The organism is Streptomyces graminilatus (genome assembly GCF_001418565.1).
Classification (GTDB): Bacteria; Actinomycetota; Actinomycetes; order Streptomycetales; family Streptomycetaceae; genus Streptomyces; species Streptomyces graminilatus.
Window position 1 is genome coordinate 1 of record NZ_LIQQ01000036.1, and the last position, 16,238, is coordinate 16,238.

Consider the following 16,238-nt stretch of genomic DNA (forward strand, 5'->3'; position numbering starts at 1 on the left):
TGTTGTAGTCGTTGTAGCAGAGCTTGGCCGCCGGATCGACGGAGCGGGCGGTGCGGAAGGCCTCCTCGATGAAGCCGTTGCCGAGCCTGTCCTGGAAGGGCGAGCTGCGCCGCGCACCGCTGTTGCCGTCCTGGAACGCCTCGTTGACGACGTCCCAGGCATAGATCTTGCCCTTGTAGTGCGTCATCACCTGCGTGATGTGGTTGTTCATCGCGTTTCTCAGGTCGGCGGTGCCGAGTCCTTGCACCCAGCCGGGCAGCTGGGAGTGCCAGACGAGGGTGTGACCGCGGATCTTCATGCCCCGGCCCTGCGCGCGGCTGACGATCTGGTCGGCGGCGCCGAAGCTGAACGAGCCCCGGTTGGCCTCGGTGGCGTCCCACTTCATCTCGTTCTCGGGGGTGACCGCGTTGAACTCGGTGTCGAACGTGTTCGCGTACGCGGATTCGCTCAGATGGAAGGCGGCGACCGCGGTGCCGAAGTAGCGGCCCTTCTCCGCCGCGGCGGCGCCCAGTGTGGTCGCGGCCCGGGCGGTCCCGGAGAGAGTGGTGACACCGGCGGAGGCGAGCAGGACCGCCAGGCCGAGGGTGAGTGCCCCACGGGCTCTGGGGGCGATGGACATGCGGGTATCCATGGCATTCCCTTCTTTCGACAACCATTCCGGCTCCGAAAGTTTCGGAATGGTTTCCGAATGTCCCGCAGAACGTAAAGGCGGAAGAAGGGCTCGTCAACAGGGACGGCAGGAGGGAATCGGGGATGCCTGAAGAAAAGTCGGGGCCTTTTGGAAACCGCCGAGGTTTCGAATCCTTCGAAAGTTTCGAAGAGGGCGGCCGGTGGACCGGCCACCGACTCACCGTGAACGCGGCGGAGCCGTGCTCTGGCGCACGACCAGCCTCGTGGGCACCAGCGTCGTCCCGTGCTCCGTGGCGTCCTGGCGCATCTGCCGCAGCACACCCTCCACGCACAGCCGCCCCACTTCGGCGAAGTCCTGGTGCACGGTGGTCAGCGGCGGCAGGAAGGAGCCCGCCTCCGGAATGTCGTCGAAGCCGATCACACTGACGTCCTCCGGCACCCTGCGCCCGCGCTCGTGCAGGGCCCGCAGCAGCCCCAGCGCCATCTGGTCGTTGGCCACGAACACCGCCGTGCAGTCCGGCAGCGCGGCGATCCGCAGACCCGCGCGATAGCCGGACTCCGCCGACCAGTCGCCGCGCACCAGTGGCGGGGCTGTCCGGTCGGCCGCCAGGAGCTCGGCGCGCCAGGCGTCGGTGCGCCGCTGGGCCGCGTAGGAGCCCTCGGGGCCCGCCAGATGCCAGACCGTGCGATGCCCGAGGTCCAGCAGATGCTGTACGGCGGTCCGGGTGCCGCCCGCCTGGTCGGTGTCGACCACGGTGTAGCGGTCGCCCGCGTCGGAGTCGGCGACGACCACCTGGACGTGCGGCGGCATGGAGAGGGTCGACGCGTCGAGGAGGTGCACCTCCAGGATGACGATGACCGCGTCGACGGCGAGTTCGCCGAGCCGCGAGAAGGCGCCGCGCACCTCGTCCTGCGTCGGCACGGCGACCGGCAGCAGGGTGACCGAGTAGCCCTCCTGCGCCGCCGAGGTGGCTATCGCCTCCAGCGTGCGGACGTTGCCCGTGGTGGACAGGCCGAAGGTGATGACACCGATGGTGCGGAACTCGCCGCGCTTGAGGGCCCGGGCCGCGCTGTTGGGCCGGTAGCCCAGCTCCTTCATGGCGGCCAGGACCTGGCGCCGGGTCTCCTCGTTGACGCCGGGGAAGCCGTTCGACACCCGGGAGACGGTCTGCGAGGACACTCCGGCGACCCTGGCGACGTCCGCCATCGAGGCGCTCTGGGTCCGGCGGGGGGCCCGCTTCGTGTTGCGTGCCTGTACCCGCGCCGGCTCGGCCGAGGTGCCGTCGCTTGCGTCCACCCGTCAATCCTCGCTCTCCGGTCCACCGTTGCGTCCACCGACCCTTGACCGGCGTCGGGAGAGCGGTGTAGACATGCCGCCATCAGATGTTTACGTAAACATAACAGCCGGTGGGCCTTTTGTGGGGCTTCTGCGGATATGGATGTTTGCGTAAACATCGGGGCGGCGGCGGATGGGCGCCGGTTCCGAGACGGACGAGCGAGGCACGACACATGACGACCCTAGAACCGCCGGTGGCCGCGAAACGCGCCCCGGCCCGGCCCGCGGCGAAGAAGGACCGTCGCTCATGGACGGGCTGGGGGTTCGTAGGCCCGTTCGTGACGGTGTTCGCCCTCGTCTTCCTGGCACCCATCGGGTACTCGATCTATCTGAGCCTCTTCAGGGACCAGTTGATCGGCGGCACGAGCTTCGTCGGCCTGGACAACTACACACAGGCCCTCCAGGACGACCAGTTCTGGAGCTCCCTGGGCCGGGTGTCGCTCTTCCTGGCCGTCCAGGTGCCGATCATGCTCGGCATCGCCCTGCTGATCGCCCTGGCCCTGGACAGCGGACGCCTCTTCGGCAAGGACTTCTTCCGGATCGCGATCTTCCTGCCGTACGCCGTGCCCGCCGTGGTCGCCACCCTGATGTGGGGCTTCATGTACGGCACGAAGTACGGGCTGGTGGGTGACATCAACACCGCGTTCGGCATCACGCTGCCCGACCCGCTCTCCAGCGACCTGGTCCTGGCGTCGATCGGGAACATCGTCACCTGGGAGTTCATCGGCTACAACATGCTGATCTTCTACTCCGCGCTGCGGGTCATCCCGCTCTCGCTCTACGAGGCCGCGGAGATCGACGGCGCCGGGCAGATCCGCGTGATCACCGCCATCAAGCTCCCCGCGATCCGCGGCGCGCTCGTCATCGCGACGATCTTCTCGATCATCGGCAGCTTCCAGCTCTTCAACGAGCCGGCGATCCTGCGGCCCCTGGCGCGCAACGCCATCACCACCGACTTCACCCCGAACTTCTACACGTACTCGCTGTCCTTCAACGGCCAGCAGCACAACTACTCCGCGGCGGTCGCCATCATCATGGGGCTGATCACCATGGTCATCGCCTATGTCGTGCAGCTCCGCGGCATGCGCAAGGGAGCGTGAACCATGAGCAGCTCCGTCACCACCACCTCCCCGTCCGCAGCCGCACCGGCCGACGGCGGTACCAAGAGCGCGCCCCGGCTGCGCACCGGCCGTAAGCACACCCCCGGGCGCCCCAAGCGCAGCGTCCTGCTGACCGTGCTCACCGGCCTGATCCTGGTCTACACGGTCGTGCCCCTGATCTGGCTGGTCATCAGCGCCACCAAGAGCATGGACGGGCTGGCCAACTCGAACGGCATGTGGTTCGCCAAGGACTTCGCGCTCTGGCAGAACATCCACGACACGTTCACCTACCACGACGGCATCTTCGTCCGCTGGCTGCTGAACACCCTGCTGTACGTCGTGCTCGGCGCCGGCGGCGCCACCCTGCTGGCGATCCTCGGCGGCTACGCGCTGGCGAAGTTCAACTTCCCCGGCAAGCGCGCCGTGTTCGCCGTGGTCATCGGTGCCGTCGCGGTCCCGGGTACGGCTCTGGCGGTGCCCACCTTCCTGATGTTCAGCAAGATGGGCCTGACCGACACCCCGTGGGCGGTGATCATCCCCTCGCTCGTGTCGCCCTTCGGTCTGTATCTGATGTGGGTCTTCGCGTCCGAGGCCATCCCCACCGAACTGATGGAGGCGGCCCGTATCGACGGAGCGGGCGAGGTGCGCACCTTCTTCCAGGTCGCCCTGCCTCTGCTGGCCCCCGGCACCGTTACCGTCCTGCTGTTCACCACGGTCGCGACCTGGAACAACTACTTCCTGCCGCTGATCATGCTCAAGGACCCGAACTGGTATCCGCTGACCCTGGGTCTGGACGCCTGGAACTCGCAGGCCCAGACGATCGGCGGCGACGTCGTCTTCAACCTGGTGATCACCGGTTCGCTGCTCACCATCGTCCCGCTGATCGCGGCTTTCCTCCTGCTCCAGAAGTACTGGCAGTCCGGCCTCTCGGCCGGAAGTGTCAAGGAGTGATCCACCCCCAGACCCCACAACACCCCCTCGGCTTCACCAGGCTCCACCGCAGTCAACCCTCACCTGTCCCACCCACGAAGAAGTGGAAGCACCTCGATGCGTAGAACCACCGGCCGCCTCGCGCGCGGCATCACCCTGCTCTCCGTCCTCGCCCTCGGCGCGACCGCCTGCGGCAGCTCCGACGACGGCAGCAAGGACCAGAAGGCCGTCTCCGCCGGGGACATCCAGGCCGCGCTCAAGAAGGGCGGCACGGTCGACGTCTGGGCCTGGGAGCCCACGCTGAAGTCGGTCGCCGCCAACTTCGAGAAGAAGTACCCCAAGGTCAAGATCAACCTGGTGGCCGACCGGTCCGGTGACAAGCACTACACCGCCCTGTCGAACGCCCTCGCGGCCAAGAAGGGTGTGCCGGACGTCGCGCAGGTCGAGTACTTCGCGCTGAGCCAGTACTCCCTCACCAAGGGCCTGACCAACCTGGCCCCCTACGGTGCCGACAAGCTCAAGGCCAAGTACACGCCCGGCCCGTGGAACGCCGTGAACGACGGCGACAAGGTCTACGGCCTGCCGATGGACTCGGGCCCGATGGCGATGTTCTACAACAAGAAGGTCTTCGACAAGTACAAGATCGCCGTCCCGACCACATGGGACGAGTACGTCGCGGCGGCCGCCAAGCTGCACAAGGCCGACCCCAAGGTCTACATCGCCAACGACGCCGGTGACGCGGGCTTCACCACCAGCATGCTGTGGCAGGCCGGTTCGCGCCCCTACAAGGTCGACGGCACCAAGGTGTCGGTCAACTTCGACGACGCGGGCGCCAAGAAGTACACGGACACCTGGCAGAAGCTCCTCGACCAGAAGCTGGTCTCGCCCATCAACGGCTGGACCGACGACTGGTACAAGGGCCTGGGCGACGGCACCATCGCCACCCTGACCACCGGCGCCTGGATGCCCGCCAACTTCGTCACCGGTGTGCCGAAGGCGGCCGGCCAGTGGCGCGCGGCCCCCATGCCGGCCTGGACCAAGGGCGACAAGGCGAGCGCGGAGAACGGCGGCAGCTCGCTGACCGTGCCCGAGCTGGCCAAGAACAAGGAGCTCGCCTACGCGTTCGTCGAGTACGCGAACGCCGGTGACGGTGTGCAGACCCGTGTCGACGAGGGCGCCTTCCCGGCGACCGTCGCGCAGCTCCAGGACCCGAAGTTCCTGAGCAAGAAGTTCGACTACTTCGACGGTCAGGAGGCGAACAAGATCTTCGCCGACTCCGCCGCCAACGTCGCGAGCGACTGGTCGTACCTGCCCTTCCAGCAGTACGCCAACTCGATCTTCAACGACACCGTCGGCAAGGCCTACGTCTCCGGCGTGAAGCTTCCCGCCGCGCTGAAGACCTGGCAGGACGCCTCCGTCAAGTACGGCACGGAGCAGGGCTTCACCGTCGAGAAGTAACAGCTGGGCAGTAACAACCGAGGAGCGGCCGGAAAGCATCACCGCCGGCCGCTCCTCGTACCCCCCGTACCTTGGAAGGACCACCATGACCTCCGCCTCCCCGTCCCGTCTGCCGTACGGGCCGGACGGTGACTCCGTGCCCCGTCTCGGCTACGGCGCCGACTACAACCCCGAGCAGTGGCCCCGGGAGGTGTGGGAGGAGGACGTCCGGCTGATGCGCGAGGCCGGCGTCAACATCGTCTCGGTGGGGATCTTCTCCTGGGCCCGGATCCAGCCGGATGCGGACACCTGGGACTTCGGGTGGCTCGACGAGGTCATGGACCTGCTGCACGAGAACGGGATCGGCGTCGACCTGGCGACCGCGACCGCGTCCCCGCCGCCGTGGCTGACCACCGCGCACCCGGAGATCCTCCCGGTGACCGCGACCGGCGAGACGGTCTGGCCGGGCGCGCGCCAGCACTGGCGCCCCACCTCCCCGGTCTTCCGCAGCCACGCGCTCGGCCTGGTCCGGAAGATGGCGCAGCGATACGCCGGCCACCCGGCCCTGGTGGCCTGGCACATATCCAACGAGCTGGGCTGCCACAACGTCTACGACTTCTCGGACGACGCGGCCCGCGCCTTCCGCGACTGGCTGCGCGCCCGCTACACCACGCTCGACGCACTCAACCACGCCTGGGGCACGGCGTTCTGGTCGCAGCGCTACAGCGACTGGGCGCAAATCCTGCCGCCCCGGCTGGCCGGCTCGCACCCGAACCCGACCCAGCAACTCGACTTCAAGCGGTTCTCCTCGGACGCGCTGAAGGACTATCTGGTCGCGGAGCGGGAGGTGCTCCGCGAGTTCACCCCGGACGTCCCCATCACCACCAACTTCATGGTGATGGGCGGGACGAAGGGCATGAGCTACACCGACTGGGCGGACGAGATCGACTTCGTCTCCAACGACCACTACGTCACCCCGGGCCCGCAGGACCGCGACGAGCTGTCCTTCTCCGCCAACCTGACCAGCGGTATCGCGGGCGGCCGGCCGTGGTTCCTGATGGAGCACTCCACCAGCGCGGTCAACTGGCAGCACGTCAACCTGGCCAAGCGCCCCGGTGAGCTGGCCCGTGACTCGCTGCTGCACGTCGCGCACGGCGCCGACGCCGTGTGCTTCTTCCAGTGGCGCCAGTCGGCGGCCGGCGCCGAGAAGTACCACTCCGCGATGGTGCCGCACGCCGGCGCCGACAGCGAGGTCTTCCGCGCCGTGACCGCCCTCGGCCAGACCCTGAAGGATCTGGCGCCCATCGCGGGCTCCGAGCGCGAACCGGCCCGTGTCGGGATCGTGTTCGACTGGGACTCCTGGTGGGCGAGCGAGCAGGACTCGCACCCCACCGCTCTCCTCGACTACCGCCAGGAGGGGCTGAACTGGTACTCGGCGCTCCTCTCCCTCGGTATCCGCGCCGACATCGTCACCACCCGCACCGAGTTCAGCCGCTACGACGTGCTGATCACGCCGGTCCTGCACATGGTCCCGGCGACCCTCGCCAAGGAGCTGACGCGGTACGCGGAGACGGGCGGCCATCTGGTCACCACGTACTTCTCCGGTGTCGTCGACGAGAACGACCACATCTGGCTCGGCGGCTACCCGGGCGCCCTGCGCGACGTGCTCGGCATCAAGGTCGAGGAGTTCGGCCCGCTGCTCGAAGGCGAGTCGGTCGAGGTCGACGGCGGCGGTACGGGCACGGTGTGGACCGACCGGATCGACGTGACCGACCCCGAGGTCGAGGTCCTCGCCCACTACCGCTCGGGCGCCTACGCGGGCCGCCCGGCCGTCACCCGCCGTACGACGGGCAGCGGTTCGGCGTCGTACGTCTCCACGCGCCTGGGCGCCGACGGCCTCGCGGCGCTGCTGCCGGGGCTGCTCGCACCGGCCGGGGTCGGCAGCGAGCTGCCCGAAGAGGCCCGTGGACGCGTCGAGCTGACCGTACGGCAGGGCGGCGGAAGCCGGTTCCTGTTCCTGGTGAACCGCAGCGAGGAAGAGGTGCCGCTGCCCGGACTCGACGGCGAGCGGCTGACCGGCGGCACGGACGCCGACGGTGTCCTCGTCCTCGCGCCGAGGGAAGTCGCCGTACTCCAGCGGCCCGCCCACTGAAAACCCTGATCAGCCTTGATCGATGAAGATCAAGGCTGATCACCCCTGAACTCCCCTGAACCAAGGGGCACACCGTCGTGCCCAGTGTCCGCGCGCGTCACCCGCGTGCGGTGCGGGCACGGCGGTCCACCGCAGCGACCACATCCGAGTTGGGAGCACACGTTGGCACGCCGTACCCGCACACGACACCTGCTGGGAGTCGTGGGCATCACCGCACTGGCCACTTCGGCCGCCCTGATCAGCGCGCCGTCGCCGGACGCTCAGGCGGCTGTCGAGGCAGCCGCCTCGTCCGTCACGGTCACCCCCGATCCCTCGTACAGCCAGCAGGCGTTCGAGGGCTGGGGCACCAGTCTGGTCTGGTTCGCCAACGCGACCGGGAACTATCCCCCGGCCATCCGCGAGAAGCTCGCGAAGCTGCTGTTCGGCGACGACGGCCTGGCGCTGAACATCGCCCGGTACAACATCGGCGGCGGCAACGCCCCCGATGTGAAGGACTATCTGCGGGCCGGCGGTGCCGTCGAGGGCTGGTGGAAGGCGCCCGAGGGCACCACCCGTACGGACACCGACTGGTGGAGCGCCGACGACCCGGCCGACTGGAACCCCGACGCGGACAAGACCCAGCGCTGGTGGGTGGACCGCATCAAGAAGGACATCACCCACTGGGAGACGTTCAGCAACTCGCCGCCCTGGTTCATGACGGAGAGCGGCTATGTCTCCGGCGGTTTCGACGCCAACACCGACCAGTTGAAGGCCGGTTCGGTCGACGACTTCGCCGCTTACATGGCCGGTGCGACGAAGCGTCTGGAGAAGGCCGAGCACATCAAGGTCGACACCGTCGACCCGTTCAACGAGCCCAACACCAACTACTGGAGCACCCGCCTGGGCGCCGACGGCCAGCCCGTCGGAGGCCGGCAGGAGGGCGCCCACATCGGCCCCGCGCTCCAGCAGAAGGTCCTCGCCGCGCTTGCCCCCGCGCTGAAGAAGGCCAAGGTCAAGTCCAAGATCTCGGCGATGGACGAGACCAACCCGTCGACCTTCGCGACGAACTGGAACTCCTACTCGCAAGGGTCCAGGGACCTCGTCGACCAGATGAACGTCCACACCTACGGCACCGGGCAGCGCACCGCCGTGCGCGACCTCGCCAAGGCGGCCGGCAAGCCGCTGTGGATGAGCGAGGTCGAGGGCGACTGGGGCGACGGACAGAGCTTCACGGACATGCGTCCGGGTCTGGGCCTCGCCCAGCAGATGGTCAACGACCTGCGTGAACTTGAGCCCAAGGCCTGGGTGTTCTGGCAGCCGGTCGAGGACTACGACAACATGAAGCCCGGCGGCGAGTCCGCCAAGGGCGGCAACTGGGGCAGCGTCCAGCTGTCGTTCAGCTGCAAGTCCACGGACACGCTGGAGTCGTGCCCGATCCACACGAACACCAAGTTCGACACCGCCCGCAACTTCACGCACTTCATCAAGCCGGGCGACCGGCTGATCAAGGTGAACGACACCTCCAGCGTCGCGGCCGTGACCAAGAACGGCAAGGGCGTCTCGCTCGTCCACGTCAACAGCACCACCGCGCCGCGTGACGTCACCATCGACCTGTCCAAGTTCCGTACCGTCAAAAGCAAGGCGACCGTCACTCCGACCGTGACCAGCGCCGACGGCAAGCTCATGAAGCAGGCCCCGGTGAAAGTCGTCGGCGGCAAGGCGACGTACACCGTGCCCGCACAGTCCGTGACCTCCTTCGCGATCAAGGGTGTCTCGGGTGTCGCGGACGACGCCGCCCTGCTCGCCGAGGGCCACTCCTACACGCTGACCGGCGTGCAGAGCGGCAAGGCCGTGACCGTCTCCCCGGGCGGCAAGAGCCTGGTCATCAACTCGGCCAACGGCACCGTCGCCCAGCAGTGGCGGCTCGTCGCCACGAGCGGCGACAAGGGGGCCCGCCAGCGGTACGTGTTCGCCAACCCGGCCGAGGGCAAGCGGCTGGCCGTACGCGACAACGTCCCCGTGGTGGAGCCCGACACGGGCAAGCCCGACCCGGCCACCGAGTGGATCCTGTCGACCACCGGTGACGGCACGTGGACCCTGGTCAACGCGGCCACCGGCCGCCTTCTGGAGGTCGGCGGCCAGGCGACCAGCGAGGGCGCCGCAGTCACCACCTGGCTGGCCAACTCCGGCTCGAACCAGCGCTGGCGGATCGCGGACGTGACCACCACCAACGGGAGCTGACCGGTAGTTCTCCCCAGAGGCCCCCAAAGGCCCCTGTAGGCCGCTTCTCCGTGACCCCTGAAACCACCCGGGCCACGGAGGGGCGGCCTTCGCCGTGCCCGGGCATCCGAGGTGTCCGAGGCGGCCAGGGCGTCCCGGGGCTGTGCCCGCAACCCTTTCGCAACGTCCCGCACGCTCCACTGGACCGGTGGAGATGCCCGAGAAGGACCCCTGCGTCGAACTGACCCCGGCCGCCGCCGAACTGCTGCGCCTGCTGCACGCGGCACACGGCCCGCTGATGTTCCACCAGTCCGGCGGCTGCTGCGACGGCAGCGCGCCCATGTGCTTCCCGGCGGGCGAGTTCCGGACCGGCGGCTCCGACGTACTGCTCGCCGAACTGGTGGTCGAGGGCATCCCCGAACCGGTGACGTTCTGGATGTCACGCAGTCAGCACGAGGCATGGGCCCACACCCGGCTGATCGTGGACGTCGTACCGGGCCGGGGCAGCGGTTTCTCGCTGGAGGCGCCCGAGGGGGTGCGCTTCCTGATCCGCTCCCGGGTCGTCAACACCTAGCCTTCCGGGCGCCCCCGCCCGGTCATCGTCGTCTGGTGCGCTTCCTTTGCGTCCTGCGACAGTTGACGGGACTTCAGGGGGGGCTGAATGCGCGGCAGCGGACGGTTCGGAACAGGCAGAGCGGCCGTCACGGCTGTCGGAGTACTCGCAGCGCTGGCCGGCGCCTCCCTCACCGGGGCGGCACCGGCCAGCGGCGCGCCGAGAGCCGTCCGGATCGCACCGGGCGTGAGCTACGCCCAGTTCGACATCCTGGCGGCCAGGGGCGTGACCCACGCCCATCTGCTGAGCGTCGACCTCGGCAACGCCCGGGTACGGGTCAACCTGCTCCACCCGGGGGCCGTGGCGGCACGGGCCACCGTCTCCAGACTGGCCGACGCCAAGGGTGCCGTCGCGGCCGTCAACGGCGACTTCTTCAACATCAGCGAGGTCCAGCATCCCGGGGTCCCGGCCACGGGCGCGTCCGTGGGCCCGGCTATCGCGAGCGGTGCGGTGCTCAAGGCCGCGGTGCCGAACGGTCAGCGGTTCGGTCCCTCGATGCCGCCCGGCGTCACCACCAGGGCCGTCCTCGGCGTGGGCATCGACAGACGGGCCCGGCTGGACAGCCTCACCCTGTCGGGCAGCGTCGCCACGCCCGTGGGCCGGTTCACGCTCGGCGGGCTCAACCAGTACGCGCTGCCGGTGGACTCCATCGGCGCGTTCACCCCGGCCTGGGGCGGCGTCTCCCGGGCGCGGGCGGTGTGCGGCACGGACACCGACCGGGCGGCGCCGTGCGGTACGGACACGTACGAGGTGACGGTGCGGCGCGGACGGGTGGTCCGGAGGGCGAACTCCCCCGGCGGCGGTGCCATCGCCGCCGACACCACGGTTCTGGTGGGCCGGGAGGCCGGCGCGCGGCGCTTGCGGAGACTGTTCGTCGGCGCGTCGGTCACGGTCAGGAGCGGTCTCGTGGCGGCCACCAGCCGCGTCCCGTACCGCTTCGCCCTCGGCGGCTACCCGGTGCTGAAGGACGGCCGCCCGCTGGCGGGCCTCGACAACGGCACCTCCGCCGTGCGTACGGCGGCGGGCATCGCGAACGGCGGGCGCAAGCTGCTGCTGCTCGCGGTGGACGGCGAGCCGAGGTACCGCAGCGGTCTGACGGTCGCCGAAGTCGCCGCCACCATGCGGAAGCTGGGCTCGGTCGACGCCTTCAGCCTGGACGGCGGCGGCTCCACGACCCTTGTCGCCAGAGCACCGGGAGCGAGCGTGGTCAGCGTACGCAACCACCCGACCGGCGGCGCCGAACGCCCGGTCCCGAACGCCATCGGAGTCTTCCTGACGTCCTGACACACCGACGTGCCGACGACCTGAGGTCAGGGTCCGAGGTCAGGGTCTGAGGCCGCTGACGAGGTCCGACGTCGCCGTGATCCCGCTGTGGATGGTGGGCGCCACGTTCGTGCTCGCCAGACAGAACCCGAGCAGCACACAGACCACGGCGTGGCTGGGCTTCAGCGCTCCGTTGCGCAGGAAGACCACCGCCAGGATCAGGAGCAGCACCACCACAGAGATGGAAATGGCCATCGTCAACCTCCTCCGCCACGCGCATTTCGCGGCTTTCGGCCGCAAGTGTGGCGTAGCGAAGGGTTCGTCCGTGCGGCTGACGTGTCGGCCGAACGTGTGGTGTCTCATGATTTCCAGGCCACGACTACGGCATGCGGGACCGGGAACGGGAGTCGGCCGACCGGCCGCCGCGCGTTCATGAGTGCCGTCGCACGTCCACCTGGCCGCGCGCACACGACGAAGCCCGCCCCTCGGGCGGAGGGACGGGCTTTCGCCGTACAGGTGGGTACTACGGGTGGGTACTACGGGTGGGTGCCGGGTACGTCAGGGGGTGCGCAGGTCGATCAGTTCGGCGAGGGCGGCCCGGTGGCTGCCGGGCGTGCCGTACGCGATCGAGTCGGCCTTGGCACGCTTGAGGCACAGGTGGGCCGGGTGTTCCCAGGTCATGCCGATGCCGCCGTGCAGCTGGAGTGCCTCCTCGGCGGCGCGGACGGCCACGGGAGCCGCGTAGGACTGGGCGACGGCGACCGCGACGCCGGAGTCGGCGCTGCCGGTGGCGAGGGCGTCCGCCGCGCTCCGGGCGGCGGCGCGCAGGCCCACCACCTCCAGCCAGAGCTGGGCCAGCCGGTGCTTGACGGCCTGGAATCCGCCGACGGGCCGGTTGAACTGCTTGCGGTCCTTCAGATAGCGCACGGTCTCGGTCAACGACCGATCGGCGAGCCCGAGTTGCTCGGAGGCGAGCAGACCGGCCCCGGCCCGCAGCGCACGCCGTACGGCGGGTTCGGCGTCGCCCAGCAGCCGGGCCGAGGCTCCGTCGAAGACGACCGTGGCGACCGGCCGGGTGAGGTCGAGGGAGACCTGCGGGGTGACGGTGACGGCGTCCGCCTCGACCGCGTACAGCCCGCCGTCGTCGGCCGGGACCAGCAGGACGTCGGCAGCGGTCGCGTCCGCGATCGCGGTCAACTCGCCGTGCAGCAGGCCCCCTTCGTGCAGGACGACCTTGTAGGCGCCGCCGGGTGCCACGTTGAGCGCGACGGCGAGGGCGCCGATCCTCCGGCCGGAGGCCAGGGCGGTGAGCAGCTCGGCCGCCGCGTCGCCGGTGCAGGCCAGCAGCGCCTCGGTGGCGACGACGGCACTGGTCAGATAGGGGACGGGGGCGACGGCACGCCCCAACTCCTCCAGCACGACGGCGGCTTCACGGTGCGAGGCGCCCTGGCCGCCCCGCTCCTCGGGCACCAGGAGGCCGGCCAGGCCCATGCCCTCGGCGAGGGACTTCCACAGGGCGAGGTCGTGCGGGGCGTCCGTCTCCATGCGGGTGATCACACCGGCCGGATCGCAGTGGTCGGTGAGCAGGTCCCGGACGGCGGCGCGCAGCGCGTCCTCCTCCTCCGAGTACAAAAGGTCGGGCTGGGTGCTCATCGGGCGAGGTCCTTCCAGGCGACGTCCTTGTCGGTGCGCGGTTCGCTGGGCAGGCCCAGGACACGTTCGGCGACGATGTTCAGCAGGACCTCGCTGGTCCCGCCCTCGATGCTGTTGCCCTTGGAGCGGAGGTAGCGGTACCCGGCGTCCCGGCCGACGAAGTCCACCAGTTCGGGCCGGCGCATGGTCCAGTCCTCGTACAACAGGCCTTCCTCGCCGAGGAGTTCGACCTCCAGGCCGCTGATCTCCTGGTTGAGGCGGGCGAAGGAGAGCTTCAGCCCCGCGCCCTCGGGGCCGGGCTGGCCGGCGACGAGCTGCTGGCGCGTCCGCTCCCCCGTCAGCCGTGCCACCTCGGCCTCCACCCACAGCCTGAGCAGCCGCTGGTGCAGGTCATGGGTGCGCAGTTCGGGCCGCTCGCGCCAGGCCTTGGCGACGGGCCCGATCATGCCGCCCTCGCGCGGGATGCGCATTCCGCCGATGGCCACGCGCTCGTTGTTCAGCGTGGTCTGCGCGACCCGCCAGCCGTCGCCGATCTCGCCGAGGCGATGGGCGTCCGGGATGCGGACGCCGGTCAGGAACACCTCGTTGAACTCGGCCTCGCCGGTGATCTGCCGCAGCGGCCGGACCTCGACACCGGGGTCGGTCATGTCGCAGACGAAGTAGGTGATGCCCTTGTGCTTGGGCACGTCGGGGTCGGTGCGCGCGATGAGAATCGCCCAGCGGGCGACATGGGCGCTGGACGTCCACACCTTCTGCCCGTTGACGGCCCAGTCGTCCCCCTCCCGTACGGCTCGCGTGCCGAGCGCGGCGAGATCGGACCCGGCGCCCGGCTCGGAGAAGAGCTGGCACCAGACCTCCTCCCCCACCCACAACGGCCGCAGGAACCGCCGCTTCTGCTCCTCCGTACCGAAGGCGAGGATCGTCGGCGCGGCCATGCCCAGACCGATGCCGATACGCCGGGGGTCGTTGTCGGGAGCCCCGGCAGCCGCCAGCTCGGCGTCCACGACGGGCTGGAGGGCGCGCGGCGCGCCGAGCCCGCCGAGCCCCTCCGGGTAGTGCACCCAGGCGAGCCCGGCGTCGAAGCGGGCCCGCAGGAAGTCGAGCCGGTCGGTGTCGGCGGGCGGCTTGGCGGCCAGCAACTCCCGGGTACGACGGATGAGTTCGGTGGCGTCGACGGTCATGCGGCGGCTCCGTTCGTCTGCGCGGGCAGCCCGGGGAGCACCGCGACGCGGCCGGTGGTGACCCCGTCGGCGACGCGCTGCACGGCGGCCGAGGCCCCGCCCAGCGGCACACGCTCGCTCACCAGCGGCTTGATCTCGCCCCGGGCGGCCAGCTCGGTGAGCTGCTCGTGGCAGTGCTGGACCAGCTTGGGGTTCTTGGTGTTGTACAGCCCCCAGTGCAGACCGAGGATCGAGTAGTTCTTCACAAGGGCGTGATTGAGCGCGGGACTGGGAATGGCCCCGCTCGCGAACCCGACGACCACGATCCGCCCCTCGAAGGCGACGACCTTGGTGGACTGGGTGTACGCCTCCCCGCCGACGGGGTCGTAGACGACGTCGACACCGCGTCCGCCGGTGGCCTCCTTCACCGCGCCGACGACGTTCTCCGTACGCCGGTCGATGACGACGTCGCAGCCCAGTTCCCGCGCCACGGCAGCCTTGTCGGCCCCGCCGACGACGCCGATGACGGTGGCCCCGGCGGCCTTCCCGAGCTGTACGGCGGCGCTGCCGACCCCGCCCGCGGCGGCGTGCACGAGCAGTGTCTCGCCGGCCTCCAGGGCGGCCCGCCGGTGCAGGGCGAACCAGCCCGTCTGGTAGCCGACCAGGAGCGCGGCGGCCTCGGCGTCGTCCAGCGACTCGGGAGCCGCGAACAGCCCGCGGGAGTCCGCCACGACATACTCGGCGAAACCGCCGTACGGCAGCACGGGGTTCCCGATCACCCGGCGGCCGTCCTCGGTCTCGCCGCAGATCTCCACCCCGGGGGTGAACGGCAGCGGCGGCTTGACCTGGTACTCCCCACGGCACATCAGCACGTCCGGGAAGTTGACGGTCGCGGCGCGCACCTTCAGCAGCACCTGCCCCTCGGCGGGCACCGGCCGCTCCACCTCACCGAGGACCATCACCTCGCTCGGCTCACCGTTCTGGTGCACTTGCCATGCCTGCATGGGGGGCCTCCACGGGACTGCGCTTCGTCTGTCCGACTGACCGGGCTCGACCGCATACTAAGCGGTCGCTTGCAGATCAGGGAACCGTGGGGAAGGGGTCGACGGCAGTCGCGTACGTCACGGCCGGCCTCACGACTGCGCGCCCTTCGAACGAGTCGGCCGCGCCCGTACGTGCATCCGCTCCCCCTGCGGCCCGAACAGGCTGAGAAACTCCGCGGGCCCTTCCCCGACCGCGCCGAACCAGTGCGGCACACGCGTGTCGAACTCGGCGGCCTCGCCCGGCCCGAGCACCACGTCGTGCTCCCCGAGCACCACCCGGAGCCGCCCCGCGAGCACGTACAGCCACTCGTACCCCTCGTGCGTGCCCGGCTCGGGCTCCTGGGCGCTCACCGGCAGGATCACCTTGAACGCCTGGAGGCCGCCCGGTTGCCGGGTGAGGGGGAGGTACGTCCGTCCGTTGCGCACGATCGGCTTGGCGCGCACCCGGGGATCGTCGACGGCGGGCGCGCCGACCAGCTCGTCGAGTGCGACCCGGTGCGCACGCGCGATCGGGAGCAACTGCTCCAAGGTGGGGCGTCTCAGTCCTGACTCCAGCCGGGACAACGTACTAACGGAGATACCCGTAGTGGCCGACAGCCCCGCGAGGGTCACCCCGCGCTCCTTGCGAATCCGCCGCAGCCTGGCCCCTACTTCGGCAAGCACGCGGTCGGTGTCCTCGTCACTGGTGACATCCATGAGGCAATATTCGGCCCACCCATACA

Annotated in this window: 14 protein-coding genes; 7 read left to right on the plus strand and 7 right to left on the minus strand. The window is 69.8% G+C overall.

What is annotated here, in order from left to right:
• Together AOK08_RS04505 and AOK08_RS04510 are read right to left on the minus strand one after the other, a co-directional pair.
• The coding region (locus AOK08_RS04505) for an endo-1,4-beta-xylanase (protein ID WP_241826824.1) at nucleotides 1-619 on the minus strand (619 nt) is incomplete at its 3' end.
• A 228-nt stretch (nucleotides 620-847) separates the two neighbouring features.
• The gene (locus AOK08_RS04510) at nucleotides 848-1,837 is read right to left on the minus strand and encodes a LacI family DNA-binding transcriptional regulator (RefSeq protein WP_107100859.1); all 990 of its coding nucleotides are present in this window, start codon (nucleotides 1,835-1,837) and stop codon (nucleotides 848-850) included.
• Nucleotides 1,838-2,139: 302 nt separating this feature from the next.
• On the opposite strand from AOK08_RS04510, the gene AOK08_RS04515 reads away from it, so the two are divergent.
• The 7 genes from AOK08_RS04515 to AOK08_RS04545 all read left to right on the plus strand — a co-directional run bounded on the left by AOK08_RS04515 (nucleotide 2,140) and on the right by AOK08_RS04545 (nucleotide 11,681).
• Complete coding sequence (locus AOK08_RS04515) at nucleotides 2,140-3,066, plus strand: carbohydrate ABC transporter permease (protein ID WP_055523853.1); 927 nt, start codon at nucleotides 2,140-2,142, stop codon at nucleotides 3,064-3,066.
• Nucleotides 3,067-3,069: 3 nt separating this feature from the next.
• Entirely contained in the window at nucleotides 3,070-4,017 is a 948-nt protein-coding gene (locus AOK08_RS04520) for a carbohydrate ABC transporter permease (protein WP_055523856.1), read from the plus strand.
• 96 nt (nucleotides 4,018-4,113) lie between these two features.
• Nucleotides 4,114-5,454, plus strand: a complete 1,341-nt coding sequence (locus AOK08_RS04525) for an ABC transporter substrate-binding protein (RefSeq protein ID WP_055523858.1) — start codon at nucleotides 4,114-4,116, stop codon at nucleotides 5,452-5,454.
• Nucleotides 5,455-5,539: 85 nt separating this feature from the next.
• A complete protein-coding gene (locus AOK08_RS04530) occupies nucleotides 5,540-7,585 on the plus strand; it encodes a beta-galactosidase (RefSeq protein ID WP_055523860.1) in 2,046 nt (681 codons plus the stop codon).
• A 162-nt stretch (nucleotides 7,586-7,747) separates the two neighbouring features.
• Nucleotides 7,748-9,805, plus strand: a complete 2,058-nt coding sequence (locus tag AOK08_RS04535) for an RICIN domain-containing protein (protein WP_055523862.1) — start codon at nucleotides 7,748-7,750, stop codon at nucleotides 9,803-9,805.
• A 193-nt stretch (nucleotides 9,806-9,998) separates the two neighbouring features.
• Nucleotides 9,999-10,358 carry a DUF779 domain-containing protein gene (locus AOK08_RS04540; protein ID WP_055523864.1) on the plus strand — a complete coding sequence of 120 codons (360 nt, stop codon included), beginning with the start codon at nucleotides 9,999-10,001 and terminating at the stop codon, nucleotides 10,356-10,358.
• Between the two features lie 87 nt (nucleotides 10,359-10,445).
• Entirely contained in the window at nucleotides 10,446-11,681 is a 1,236-nt protein-coding gene (locus AOK08_RS04545; RefSeq protein WP_055523866.1) for a phosphodiester glycosidase family protein, read from the plus strand.
• A gap of 39 nt (nucleotides 11,682-11,720) precedes the next feature.
• On the opposite strand, the gene AOK08_RS04550 is transcribed toward AOK08_RS04545, so the two are convergent.
• The 5 genes from AOK08_RS04550 to AOK08_RS04570 all read right to left on the minus strand — a co-directional run bounded on the left by AOK08_RS04550 (nucleotide 11,721) and on the right by AOK08_RS04570 (nucleotide 16,212).
• Entirely contained in the window at nucleotides 11,721-11,915 is a 195-nt protein-coding gene (locus AOK08_RS04550) for a hypothetical protein (protein WP_055523868.1), read from the minus strand.
• A gap of 303 nt (nucleotides 11,916-12,218) precedes the next feature.
• Nucleotides 12,219-13,313: an acyl-CoA dehydrogenase family protein gene (locus AOK08_RS04555; protein WP_055523870.1), complete on the minus strand. Its 1,095-nt coding sequence runs from the start codon at nucleotides 13,311-13,313 to the stop codon at nucleotides 12,219-12,221.
• Nucleotides 13,310-14,494, minus strand: coding sequence for an acyl-CoA dehydrogenase family protein (locus AOK08_RS04560; protein WP_055523871.1), 1,185 nt, complete (start codon nucleotides 14,492-14,494; stop codon nucleotides 13,310-13,312). The genes AOK08_RS04555 and AOK08_RS04560 overlap by 4 nt, the downstream gene beginning before the upstream one ends.
• Nucleotides 14,491-15,477 (minus strand): NADPH:quinone oxidoreductase family protein, encoded by a 987-nt coding sequence (locus tag AOK08_RS04565; RefSeq protein ID WP_055523873.1) that lies wholly within the window; start codon nucleotides 15,475-15,477, stop codon nucleotides 14,491-14,493. The genes AOK08_RS04560 and AOK08_RS04565 overlap by 4 nt, the downstream gene beginning before the upstream one ends.
• A gap of 129 nt (nucleotides 15,478-15,606) precedes the next feature.
• Nucleotides 15,607-16,212, minus strand: coding sequence for a helix-turn-helix domain-containing protein (locus AOK08_RS04570; RefSeq protein ID WP_063794011.1), 606 nt, complete (start codon nucleotides 16,210-16,212; stop codon nucleotides 15,607-15,609).
• Between the last annotated feature and the right edge of the window lie 26 nt (nucleotides 16,213-16,238).